General features: G+C 73.1%; 9 protein-coding genes. 4 read left to right on the forward strand and 5 right to left on the reverse strand.

The features are described 5' to 3' along the window. Window positions 1–4 precede the first annotated feature (4 nt). Window positions 5–595 (reverse strand): DUF421 domain-containing protein, encoded by a 591-nt coding sequence (locus ABD466_RS18460; RefSeq protein ID WP_344658317.1) that lies wholly within the window; start codon window positions 593–595, stop codon window positions 5–7. On the opposite strand from ABD466_RS18460, the gene ABD466_RS18465 reads away from it, so the two are divergent. Both ABD466_RS18465 and ABD466_RS18470 read left to right on the forward strand, forming a co-directional pair. Beyond that, entirely contained in the window at window positions 587–1,237 is a 651-nt protein-coding gene (locus tag ABD466_RS18465) for a hypothetical protein (protein ID WP_344658318.1), read from the forward strand. The two genes, ABD466_RS18460 and ABD466_RS18465, sit on opposite strands and share 9 nt — an antisense overlap. Beyond that, window positions 1,234–3,936: a lysylphosphatidylglycerol synthase transmembrane domain-containing protein gene (locus ABD466_RS18470; protein ID WP_344658319.1), complete on the forward strand. Its 2,703-nt coding sequence runs from the start codon at window positions 1,234–1,236 to the stop codon at window positions 3,934–3,936. The genes ABD466_RS18465 and ABD466_RS18470 overlap by 4 nt, the downstream gene beginning before the upstream one ends. A 1-nt stretch (window position 3,937) precedes the next feature. Here the strand turns inward: ABD466_RS18470 and ABD466_RS18475 are convergent, their stop codons facing one another. The 4 genes from ABD466_RS18475 to ABD466_RS18490 form a co-directional block, all read right to left on the reverse strand. Continuing rightward, a complete protein-coding gene (locus ABD466_RS18475; RefSeq protein WP_344658320.1) occupies window positions 3,938–4,615 on the reverse strand; it encodes a response regulator in 678 nt (225 codons plus the stop codon). Next, window positions 4,612–5,952: a sensor histidine kinase gene (locus ABD466_RS18480; protein WP_344658321.1), complete on the reverse strand. Its 1,341-nt coding sequence runs from the start codon at window positions 5,950–5,952 to the stop codon at window positions 4,612–4,614. Before ABD466_RS18480 ends, ABD466_RS18475 begins: the two co-directional genes overlap by 4 nt. A 4-nt stretch (window positions 5,953–5,956) precedes the next feature. Continuing rightward, a complete protein-coding gene (locus ABD466_RS18485) occupies window positions 5,957–8,290 on the reverse strand; it encodes an MMPL family transporter (RefSeq protein ID WP_344658322.1) in 2,334 nt (777 codons plus the stop codon). A gap of 201 nt (window positions 8,291–8,491) precedes the next feature. Further along, complete coding sequence (locus tag ABD466_RS18490) at window positions 8,492–9,313, reverse strand: HAD family hydrolase (protein WP_344658323.1); 822 nt, start codon at window positions 9,311–9,313, stop codon at window positions 8,492–8,494. Between the two features lie 108 nt (window positions 9,314–9,421). On the opposite strand from ABD466_RS18490, the gene ABD466_RS18495 reads away from it, so the two are divergent. Together ABD466_RS18495 and ABD466_RS18500 are read left to right on the forward strand one after the other, a co-directional pair. Further along, window positions 9,422–10,696, forward strand: coding sequence for a glucarate dehydratase family protein (locus ABD466_RS18495; RefSeq protein ID WP_344658324.1), 1,275 nt, complete (start codon window positions 9,422–9,424; stop codon window positions 10,694–10,696). Continuing rightward, window positions 10,696–11,841 (forward strand): hypothetical protein, encoded by a 1,146-nt coding sequence (locus ABD466_RS18500; protein WP_344658325.1) that lies wholly within the window; start codon window positions 10,696–10,698, stop codon window positions 11,839–11,841. The genes ABD466_RS18495 and ABD466_RS18500 overlap by 1 nt, the downstream gene beginning before the upstream one ends. Window positions 11,842–12,143: the final 302 nt, after the last annotated feature.

A 12,143-nucleotide genomic window follows, 5' to 3' on the forward strand; every position in this document is an offset into this window, starting at 1 on the left:
CGGCTCAGCCGCGCGGGCGCTGGAGCAGCAGCTGGTCCAGCCGCTCCTGGATGCGGGCCAGGTCGGCGCGGATGGCCTGGACGTCGCCCTGGTTCGCGGACTCCTCGGACTGCTCCAGTTCGACCAGCATGCTGCCACCGGGCGCCAGCACCATCTCGTGCACGTCCCGCACGTGCTCGGCGCCCTGCTTGCGCGAGGACGCGATCACGTCCGCGGGGCGCAGCGCCAGCCGGCGCAGCGTCTCGATCTGGAGTTTCCCGTCGCGGATAAGGACGCTGGGCGTGCCCTCCAGCCAGTGCTCGAAGTCCGGGGTGCGATAGGTCAGGTACGCCTGGAACCGGACGAAGACCGCGTTCACGGCGATCAGCACCGCGGCTCCGTAGATCCCGCCGATCAGCGAATCGTCGTTGCCGATGATCGCGTTCTGCACGACGTTCGACAACAGCATCACCACGGCCAGGTCCAGCGTGTTGAGCTGGGCCAGCTCCCGCTTCCCGGCCAGCCGCAGGAGGACCACGATCGCGGCGTAGACGATGATCGTGCGCAGCGTCTTCTCGCCGTAGGAGATACCGGTCTCGAACATGTCATGCCACATGAACCCATTCTCTGCCGGGCGCCGAGACGGAACCTCGCAAGCGCCCGCCTCGCCGCACTGGTCGCGGGCGTGGCGCTCGCGGCGGTGCCGTCGGCCGTCGCGGTCGCGGACGCCGCCGGCGTGTCAGTGGCCGTGCACGCGAGCGGCACAGCGGTGCACGAGGGGCAGCGGGTGTCCTACGCGATCGAAGTGCACAACGGCACGGGCCACGCGATGCTGGAAGCCGTGGTCACGCAGCAGCTGCCCCCGAACCTGGCCTTCGTGGCGGCCTTCCCGGCGGCGCGGCGGGAGGGCCGGCGCCTCACCTGGACGCTCGCGGTCCCGGCGCACGGCACCACGCGCATCACCATGACCGGCGCCGCCCGCCGCCCGCACCGCCTCGGATCACGCCTCGTGACGGACCAGGCCGCGGCCCACGGCGGCCGGCGCCCGCAGCTCGCGACGATGGTGTGCGTCCGCGAAGACCCCGCCGCCGGGCCGCTCGCCTGTGCGACCGGTCGCAGCACGCTGAGGCCGGACCGGATGCCGCACCGGCTGAAGGGCGTGGCGGCCGGCGGGACGGCCGCCGGCGCGGTGGGGGCGTGGTCGCTGGGGGTGCGAGTCCGGCGGCGCAGGCGCTCGGCCCAGGTGAGCCAGAGGTGAGCAGCGAGCAGCCGTCCGGGCCTCGGGACTGGGCGCCGGTCACCGCGCTGCCGCCGGGGAGTGGTGATCAAGCTACCGGCGCCGGCCGAGAGCCTCCGGACTCCGGCGGCCCACAGCAGGTCACCGCCCTGCCGCCGAGCACCGGGCATGAGGCCGCTCACGCCAGCGACGAGCCTGTGCTCACCTGCAACTGGACGCCGGTCACCTCCTCGCCGCCGAGCACCGGCGAACCGCCGACGGTTCCCGCCGCGCCAATTTCCGGCTCCGGCTCCGGCACCCAGCCACCCGGCTCCGGCTCCGGCTCCGGCTCCGTCCCGGGCCAGGGCCCCGGCCCCCGCCACCGCCGCGTCCGCCTCCCCGCCGACCGCCTCCGTCTCGTCGCCGGCGTCGCGCTCGCACTGCTGCTCGTCGCCGTCGGCATCGTCGGTTATCGGGCGGGCTGCAATCTACGGCCGGAGATCGCCCACCAGGCCGCGGCGATCCCGCGGTTCCTGCTCAGCGTCATGCAGGTGCTCGCCTTCATCACCGTCATCGGTGTGCCGACCGGCCTGGCCGTGGAGCGGCTGGTGCGCCGGGAGGCCGAGCAGGTCGTGGACGCGGTCGCGGTGGTGGCGCTGTCCTACCTCGCGGCGATCTGCGTCAACCTCCTGGCCTCGCATTACGCCGGTTCGGAGGTGGCGCAGGGGTTCGGCGGGCCGACGCCCATGCAGGTGCACCTCGCGGTCGGTGTCGCCGCGGTCAGCATCCTGGGCTTCAGCCGGAGCTGGCTGCGGAACCTGTTCTTCAGCGCCGCCGCCGTCGGCGGGCTGGCGGTCGTGCTCCTCGGCGAGGACTCGGTCACCGGGGTGCTGCTGTCGGCGCTGCTCGGGCGGGTCATCGCGATCGGGTGGCTCTGCGCGCGGGGCGCCGTCGACACCCGGCCCGGGATCGCGAAGGTCGTCGCCGAGCTGCGCCGCGACGGGCTGCGTACGCATCCCGGGTCGGTGCGCGTGCTCGACCCCGGTACGGAGGGCACCCGTCGCTACCGCGTCACCGCCGAGTGCGCCGGGGACAACCGTCGGGCCGTCCTCGACCTCTCCGTCCTCGACCAGGGACAGCGCGCCGCCCAGCTGCCCGGGCGGCTGTGGCAGTGGATCCGGCTGCGCGGCCCGGCGCGGCGCCGCAGCTTCCTGTCGCTGCGCCGCACCGTCGAGAGCGAGGTGCTGATGGCGATGGCCGTCGCCGCCGCCGGGGTGCGGACGCCGGCGCTGCGCTCGGCCCGGCAGGTCGACCAGGACACCGCGCTGCTCGCCTACGACCACGTCGACGCCCCGCGGGTCGCCGACCTGCCGGCCGACGCGTTCACCGACGCGCTGCACCGGGAGATCTGGGCCCTGTGGTGCCGGCTGCGCGCCCGGCAGCTCGCGCACCGCGACCTCACCCTCGACCACCTGCTGCTCGACGGGCACGGCCACCTCTGGCTCACCGACGTCGCCTACGGCGAGATCACCGCCGAGGACGTGCTCTGCCGCCTCGACGGCGCCGAGCTGCTGGTCTCGCTGGCGCTGCGGGTCGGCGCCGACCGGGCCACCGACCAGGCCGTCGCCGCGCTCGGACCGGACACCGTCGCCTCCCTGCTGCCGCTCATGCAGCCGATCCTGTTCGCCGAGGACACCGCCAAGGCCCTGAAACACGACCGCGAGCAGGACGTGGTCGGCACCATCCGCGAGCGCATCATCGCCCTGCACCCCGAGGCCGACGTCCAGCCGATCAGCCTGGAGCGGGTCCGGCCGCGCACGGTGCTCAGCGTGGTCGGCGGCGCCATCGCCTTCTACCTGCTGGCCACCCAGCTCACCGGCTTCCAGGTGCCGCGGCTGAACACCTGGCAGGCCTGGGCGTGGGCCGGACTCGCCGTCGCGTCCTCCGCCGCGACCTACGTCGCCGCCGCGCTGAACCTCGTGGGCTGCGTCAAGGAGCACCTCGTGTTCCGGACCTCCGTCGAGGTGCAGGTGGCCGCCGCCTTCGTCGGCCTGGTCGCCCCCGGCGCGGTCGGCGGCCTCGCCGTCAACACCCGCTATCTGCAGCGCGCCGGGATCCCGGTGGCGCGCGCGGTGACGTCGGTCGGCGTGTCGCAGGTGATCGCGTTCGCCTGCTACGTGCTGCTCCTGCTGCTGTTCAGTGCCTTCGCCGGGAGCCGCGAGAAGGAGGGCGGCGCCCTGACGGCGATCACGCCCTCGGCGACGGTCACCGGCGTGATCGTGGGGCTGGCGGTGCTCTGCGTCCTGATCGCCGCGATCCCGCGGCTGCGCACGCTGGTCATGACGCGGGTGCGGCCGCTGGTCACCGACGTCTGGCCGGAGGTGCTGCAGGTCGCGCGGGCCCCGCACAAGCTGGCGCAGGCGCTCGGCGGCGCGTTCGCGCTGCCGCTGGCGGCCAGCCTGTGCCTGTGGGCGTCGGTGAACGCGGTGAACGGCGGCGACGTGAGCCTGGCCGCGATGGGGGTGGCCTACCTGGTGGCCAAGGCCCTGGGCTCGCTGGTGCCGACGCCCGGCGGCGTCGGGGGCATCGAGGCGGCGCTGACCGCGGGCCTGACCACCGCCGGGATCCCGTCCGCGGCGGCGGCCACCGCGGTGATCGTGTTCCGGCTGCTGACGTGGTGGCTGCCGGTGATCCCGGGCTGGTTCGCGTTCACGGCGCTGCAACGCCGGGGCGCGCTGTGACTCAGCGCCGGGAGTTCGGGCGCACCAGCCCGGACTCGTAGGCGATCACCACGACCTGCGCCCGGTCCCGCGCGCCGAGCTTGGCCATGGCCCGGTTGACGTGGGTCTTGGCGGTCAGCGGTGTGACGAACAGCTTGGCGGCGATCTCCTCGTTGGACAGCCCGGCGGCCACCAGCGTGACGACCTCCCGTTCGCGGGCGGTGAGCGCCTTCAGCGGGGCCTCGACGACCGCGGCGGCCGCCGGGGAGGCGAGGAACCGGGTGATCAGGGCCCGCGTGGCGGCGGGGGAGAGCAGCGACTCGCCGGCCGCGACGGTCCGGATCGCCCGCAGCAGCTCCTCGGGGTCGACGCCCTTGCCCAGGAAGCCGCCGGCGCCGGCGCGCAGGGCCTCGGCGACGTACTCGTCGTCCTCGAAGGTGGTCAGGATCAGGACCTTGACGCCGCCGAGCCGGGGCTCGGCCGCGATCAGCCGGGTCGCCTCCAGCCCGTCGAGCACCGGCATCCGGATGTCCATCAGGACCAGGTCCGGACGCAGCTCGCGGGCCAGCTCGAACGCCTCGCGGCCGGTGCCGGCCTCGCCGACCACCTCCAGGTCCGGGGTGGAGTCGATCAGCAGCCGGAACGTGCCGCGCAGCAGCGCCTGGTCGTCCGCGAGGACGATGCGGAGCGGGGCGGTCACGAGGCGATCCCGGTCGCCTCGGCGCGGGCACCGCCCGGCCGGGCGGGAGCGGCGGCGGCCACGGCGGCGGTGACCGTGGTCGTGGTCGTGGCTGTGGATTTGGCTGTAGCTGGGGCTGGGGCTGGGGCCTTGGCGGCGGCGCCGTCCGCGCCCGACCGCGCGGCGGCACCCACCGGCAACTCCACATCCACCCGGAACCCGCCTCCCGCCTGTGGCCCGGCCGCGAACGTCCCGCCGACGGCCTTCACCCGCTCCTGCATCCCGATCATGCCGTGGCCGGTGCCGATGCCCGAGCGCGCCGCGCCCCGGCCGCCGTCGTCGACCACGCTGATGCGCACGGCGTCCGCCGCGACCTCGACCCCTACCCGCGCCACCGCGGAGCGGCCCGCGTGCTTGTGCGTGTTGGTCAGCGCCTCCTGCACGATCCGGTACGCCGTCAGCTCGGTCAGCGCCGGCATCATCGGCTCGTGGAGGCCCGGTCCCGTCATGGCCACGTCCAGGCCGGCGTGGCGGAACGACTCCACCAGGGTCTCCAGGTCGCCCAGGCCGGGCGCGGGCTCGCGCGGCGCGGCGGTCTCGTCGTTCGCGCGCAGCAGCCCGACCGTGGCCCGCAGCTCGTCCAGGGCCGAGCGGGACGTGTCGCGGATCCGCTCCAGCGCCTCATAGGCGTGCGACGGATCGGTCTTCATCAGGTGGTGCGCGACCCCGGCCTGCGCGTTGACCAGCGTGATGTGGTGCGCCACCACGTCGTGCAGCTCCCGCGCGATCCGCATCCGCTCCTCGGTGACGCGCCGCCGCGCCTCCTGCTCCTTGGTCCGTTCGGCGCGTTCGGCGCGCTCCACGGCCGAGGCCAGCAGTTCGCGCCGGCTGCGCGCGGCGTCGCCGATCGCCACCGCCAGCCCGATCCAGGCGATCAGGCCGAGGTTCTCGCCGAGCGCGTCCATGCCGGGCCGCAGGACCAGCGCCAGGGTGGTGATCGTCACGGCCGCCGCCACGCCGACCCGGACCGTGGTCCGCCGGTCGGAGCGCTTGGCGAAGGAGTACAGCGAGATCGCGAAGGCGATCGGCGGGACGCTCGGCACGCCGGTCAGGGCGATGGCCAGCACCGTGACGGCCGCGCTGCCGAAGACGGCGCCCAGGGGCCACCGGCTCCGGATCAGCAGCGGCACCGCCGCCACGGTCAGCAGCACGGCCACGACCGAGGCGCTGAGGTTCTTGTGCAGCGCGTCCACGAAGACGGCCGGCGAAAGGAGCACCAGGTAGAGCCCGGTGGTCACGATGTCACGCCGCGCCGTCCCGGATCGCAGCCACTCCTTCAGCCGGTCCACTGCTGTCACCTCTTCACTGTATGGGGTGATTCGCGTACGCCAGTTCGGGCTCGTCCGTCCCGGTGTGACCGGCGGCACCCGGCACCGGCTCCGGCCCGCCCTCGACCGACAGGTGCGGCAGCACCCGGTCCAGCCACTTCGGCAGCCACCAGTTGGCCCGCCCGAACCGGTGCATCAGCGCCGGCACCAGCACCAGCCGCAGCATCAGGACGTCCAGGAGGATGGCCACCGCCAGCGCGACGCCGAACTCGGCGATCATCCGCTCGCCGTTGAGCAGGAACGCCCCGAACACGCAGGTCATGATCACCGCGGCGGCCAGGATCACCTGCCCGGTCTCGCCGTGGCCGACCCGCACCGCGCGGCGGTTGTCCCCCGAGTGCGACCACTCCTCGTGCATCCGGCTGATCAGGAACACCTGGTAGTCCATCGACAGGCCGAACAGGATGCCGATCACCAGCACCGGGACGAACGACTCCACGGGTCCGGCGCCGCCGGCCCCCAGCGCCTCCGAGCCCCAGCCCCACTGGAACACCGCGACCAGCGACCCGAACGCCGCGCCCATGGTGAGCAGGTTCATCGCCACACCGATCAGCGGCACCAGCACGCTGCGGAAGGCGACCATCATCAGCACGCAGCCCAGGCCCACGATGATCGCCACGAACAGCGGCAGCTTGCCGACCAGGGTGTCGTTGAAGTCGTCGGTGACAGCGGTGTCGCCGGAGACCATGACGTGCAGCGTGGTCCCGGCCTCGGCGGGCGGGATGACGTCGTGCCGTAGCCGGTCGATCAGATCGGTGGTGCCCTGGTCCTGCGGTGAGGTGGTCGGCACCACCTGCAGCACACCGAGCGTCTGGCCGGGCTGCATCGGGTGGAAGTTCACGGCCGCCACCCCGGGCACGGTCTTGATCTGCTCCACCAGCTTGTCCAGCGCCTGCTGGTCGCCGGCCGCCGGGGTCTGCACCGGCTGACCAAGAGCGGCGACCAGGGTCAGCGGCCCGTTGAACCCCTTGCCGAAGCCGTCGGCCAGCAGATCGTAGGCCTGACGGGTGGTGGTCGACTCGGGGTCGTTGCCGGCGTCGGAGGAGCCGAGCCGGATGGAGAAGAACGGCACGGCGACCAGCACCATGACCCCGATCGCCAGCACCGCCTTGCCCAGCGGCCGGGCCTCGACCTCGCCGGCCCAGCGGGTGAAGGCGGTCTCCGGGTGGCCGTCGGCGCCGATGCGCGCCGAACGCCGCCGCGAGGCGTGCGGCTCCGAAACGCCGGCGCCGGCGCCGGCGCCGACGCCGGCCCGCCGCGCGGCCAGTTCCCGCCGCTGCTTCCGGCTCAGCACCCGGAGCTTCAGGAAGCCGAGCAGCGCCGGCAGCAGCGTGATCGCGGCCAGCACGGTCATGGACACGGTCACCGCGGCGCCGATCGCCATGCCGTTCAGGAAGCTCAGGCCGAGCGCGAACATGCCCAGCAGCGCGATCACGACCGTCCCGCCGGCGAAGATCACCGCGCGGCCGGAGGTGTTCAGCGCCTTGGTCACCGACTCCTCCACCGAGAGCCCGGACATCAGGCCGCGGCGATGCCGGTTCACGATGAACAGCGCGTAGTCGATGCCGACGCCCAGGCCGACCAGCGTGGCCAGGGTCGGCGCGGTGGAGCTGATCGCCACCAGCCGGGACAGCTGGCCGGTGGCGAGCACGCCGGAGGCCACGCCGGCGATGCCGGTGACGATCGGCAGCGACGCGGCGCCGACCGAGCGGAACACCAGGCCGAGCACGATCAGGGCCGCGACGACGCCGATCAGTTCGGCCGAGCCGCCCATCGTGCGCTCGGCCTGGGAAATGGCCTGCCCGCCGAGCTCGACCCGCAGGTGGTCGCCGCGCGCCGCCTTCGCCAGGTCGATGATGTGGGTGACCTGGTCCTTCGGGATGTCGTGGGCCCGCTGCGAGAAGGTCACGGTCGCGTAGGCGATGGTCTGGTCGCCGTTGATCTGGACCTTCGCCGGACCCGCCGCGCCGCCCTGCGGGCCGCCGTAGGGACCCGTCACCCCGGCCACGCCGGGCGACGCGGCGATCGCGTCCAGCGTGTCGGTCATGGTCTTCCGCACGGCCGGGTCGGTGACCTTCACCCCGCCGGTGGTGTGCCAGACCACGGTGTCGGCGTCGCCGGAGGCCGCGGGCATGGCGCTCTTCAGCAGGTCCAGGGCCTGGCTGGACTCCGAGGCCGGGATCGACATGGTGTCGTCGTACTTGGTGCCGGCCGACCCGGTCAGCGCCCCGAGGCCGACCACCAGCGCCAGCCAGGCGAGCACGGTGACGAGTCGGTGCCGGTGGCACCAGCGGGCAATGACGGACATCGGGGCTCCCGGCCTTCGTTTCGAGCATGGATCCTGCGCTCTCACGGTGCCGGGAAAACGGGGCCGGATCGTCTGGCGAACGCAGACACTTCGGCTGCTGCGGACGCAGTACGCCGCCGGAGCGGGTACCGCCGCCGCAGCATGGTCAGAGCAGCACGGTCACAGCAGCACGGTCACAGCAGCATGGTCACAGCAGCACGGTCACAGACCGAGCAGTTCCTCCAGGAACACCGCGACGCCGTCCTCCTCGTTGGACCCGACCACGTCGTCGGCCGTGGCGAGCACGCTCGGGTGCGCGTTGGCGACCGCATAGGAGCGGCCGGCCCAGCGCAGCATCGACAGGTCGTTGGGCATGTCGCCGAACGCCATCACGTGCTCGGCCGTCACTCCGAGCCCGGCGGCGTGGCGGGCCAGCCCCTCGGCCTTGCTGACGCCGTGCGCCACCGCCTCCACCAGGCGCAGGCCGTTGGAGTGGTACACGGTCACCAGGTCGCTGACGGCGGGCTCCGCGAGCGCGAGCAGCTCGTCGGCGGACAGACGGGGATGGCGGCCGACCAGCTTCGGCGCGGGCCGCAGCCACAGTTCGTCCTCGTCCGGGCGCTGGACGGTGACGCCCTCGTCCCAGTCCCAGGGCTCATACAGCGGGTCGGCGGCGAGCGCGTCGGCGTACTCCACCGCCAGGCCGATGCCGGGGATCGCCGCGCGCAGGCCCTGCGCGACCTTGACCAGGGTCGCCGGGTCGATGGCGTACTCGGCGACGACGGCGCGGGCTCGCAGGTCGTAGTCGTAGGCGCCGTTGGAGCAGACGGCCCGGGGGCAAGACGCGGTGCCGCGGGGGTCGAACGCGACGGCGATCTGCTCCATCAGGCGCGGTGGGCGGCCGGTGACGAAGACGAAGGGCACCCCCGCCTCCTCCAGCTTGGCGAACACGGCGACGGTGCGCCGGGAGACGGTGCCGTCGTGGCGGACCAGGGTGCCGTCCAGATCGCAGGCGATCAGGCGGGGCGGGACGGGTGTCGTCATGCGAGCCATTCTCTTGACGCTGTCGGGTGCTCGGCACTAGCTTTCCGCACGGTGAGAACGTTCATATCCATGGTTTGAATTCACATATGTGAATGAAAGGATGTGCCGATGAGTGGCCTGCGGATCACCGGCGTCACCATCACGCCGGTGGCGTTGAAGGATCCGCCGCTGCTCAACGCCTCCGGCGTGCACGAGCCGTACGCGCTGCGCTCGATCGTCGAGGTGCACACCGACGCCGGGATCACCGGGATCAACGAGGCCTACGGCGACGACGCGACCCTCGCGCTCCTGGCGAGGGCGGCGGACGGACTGGCCGGGGTCGACGTCTTCGACCTGAACGAGCTCAGCCGCCGGATCGCGGCCGCGGTCGGCGGCGTCGAGGCCTCCTCGCCGACCGAGCTGATCGGCGCGGCCAGCGGCGACAAGACCGTCGCCCAGGCGGTCGCGGCCTTCGAAGTGGCCTGCTACGACGCGCAGGGCCGCGCGACCGGGCGGCGGGTCGCGGACCTGCTCGGCGGCGCGGTGCGCGAGCGGGTCGACTTCAGCGCCTACCTCTTCTACAAGTGGGCCGAGCACCCCGGCGACTACGAGGCCGACCCGTGGGGTGAGGCGCTCGACCCGGACGGGATCGTGAAGCAGGCCCGCCGGATGGTGGACCGCTACGGGTTCGGCTCGCTGAAGCTCAAGGGCGGGGTCTTCGCGCCCGAGGAGGAGATCGAGGCGGTCAGGGCCCTGCGACGGGAGTTCCCGGACCGGCCGGTGCGGCTGGACCCGAACGCCAACTGGACGGTGCCGACCAGCCACCGCGTCGCCGAGGCGCTCGCGGGGGAGCTGGAGTACCTGGAGGACCCGACGCCCGGCATCCCCGGGATGGCCGAGGTCGCGGCCCGCACCGAGCTGCCGCTGGCCACGAACATGTGCGTGACCGGGTTCGAGGAGATCCCGGAGGCGGTGCGGCTGGGCGCGGTCCAGGTGATCCTGTCGGACCATCACTTCTGGGGCGGGTTCCGGGCGACGCAGGCTTTGGCGGGGATCTGTCAGACGTTCGGGCTCGGGCTCTCCATGCACTCGAACACGCATCTCGGTGTGAGCTTGGCGGCGATGGTGCACCTCGGCGCGGCGACACCGAATCTGACGTACGCGCTGGACACGCACACGCCGTGGAAGTGGGAGTCGGAGGACGTGGTCGCCGGCGGCGGCCTGAGGTTCGTCGACGGCGCGGTGACCGTGCCGGCGGGACCGGGCCTGGGCGTGGACCTGGACCGCGACGCGGTCGCGCGGCTGCATGAGCAGTATCTGACGTGCGGGTTCCGGCGACGGGACGACGTCGGGTGGATGCGCCGGGTGCGTCCGGACTGGACGGGGAAGAGGCCGAGGTTCTGATGGCTGGTTCGCTGGATGTCGCAGCGTACGTGTATCCGTGGGACGTCGTCGGCGACGACGCGGCGGCCGAGACGATCGCCGGGATCGGGCTGGACCACGCCGTGGTCGCCGCGTTCTACCACGCGACCCGGGCCGTGACGCCACGGCATCCGCGGCACCGGGTGGTGGTCGCCGAGCACAGCGCCGCGTACCTCCCGGTCGGGACGGCGTGGCGACAGGTGCTCCCGCCGCCGCAGGCGTGGATCGACTCCGAGGACGCGTTCGGTGCCACCGCTGCCGCGCTGGCGGCGGCCGGGGTGCCGACGCACGCGTGGGTCGTGGTGGACCACGTCGACGCCTTCGACGCGCCGCACGTGGTCAACGCGTACGGCGACCGGTACCCGTGGGCGCTGTGCCCGTCGCACGAAGGAGTGCTCGAATACGCGGTCGGCCTGGCCGCCGTCGTCGCGGCGCGGACGGACGTCGCCGGCGTCGAGTTCGAGGCGGCCGGCTGGTACGGCTTCGACCACCTGCACGAGCACGACAAGGTGGCCGGGATCCCGTTCTCCGACGACGAGCTGTACCTGATGTCGCTGTGCTTCTGCGACGCCTGCCACTCGGAGTATCAGGACTCGGGGATCGACGCCAGGGCTCTGCGAGCGGCGGTGCGCGAGCGGCTGGACACCCGCTTCACCGCATCCGAGCCGCTGGTCGGCGGCCTGCCCGACGCCGACCTCGCGGCCGCGGTGCTGCGGATGCGCACGCGGGTCGGCGACCGGCTGCGGGAGGCGATGGTCCGCGAAGTGCGGACGCAGCGCGGCGCCGACTTCCCCGTGCTCTTCCACGCCAACCCCCGTCCGCACCGCTCGACCGCGTTCACCGGCGTCGACCCGGCGACGTTCGCGAAGGACGCCACCGGCCTGGTCGTGAACTGCTGGGACGGAACCACCGAGAACGTGACGCTGTCGACCGGCCACCCAGCGGCGGTGCACGCGGGCCTGCTCGGGGTGCGTGGCATGGGGGCGCATCCCGAGCGGTTGGCAGGCCAGGCGGCGGCGATGCGGGACGCCGGTGCGAGCGGCATCCGGCTGTACCACGCCGGGCTGGCCTCGAACGCTGATATCGAGGCGATGCGGGCGCTGGTGCTTGCGATCGCTGGGGGCTGAGCTGTCGGGGATCAGGGCATTGGTGTGGTGACGGTCGGCGGTCTGGCGGTCTGGCGGTCTGGCGGCCTGTGTTGATGGTGCGGTTTGCCGGTGGTTGAAAGTCAAAGGCTTGATACGACCTTCGGCCATGGTGTTGAAAGTCCGCTGGGAGTCGCAGTTCGCTACGACGTGTCCGGGTGCGTCGGCGGGTGGCGGCAGCGTATAGGGGCTGCGGAAGATCAACGGCAGGCCTCCGGCGGGCCTCGGCTCCCTCGGGGAACTGGCGCGGCTTCCCGGGGGTGGTCGGGTCGTGCGCGGCGCCT

Origin of the sequence: Catenulispora subtropica (assembly GCF_039531675.1) — a bacterium.
Taxonomy (GTDB): domain Bacteria; phylum Actinomycetota; class Actinomycetes; order Streptomycetales; family Catenulisporaceae; genus Catenulispora; species Catenulispora subtropica.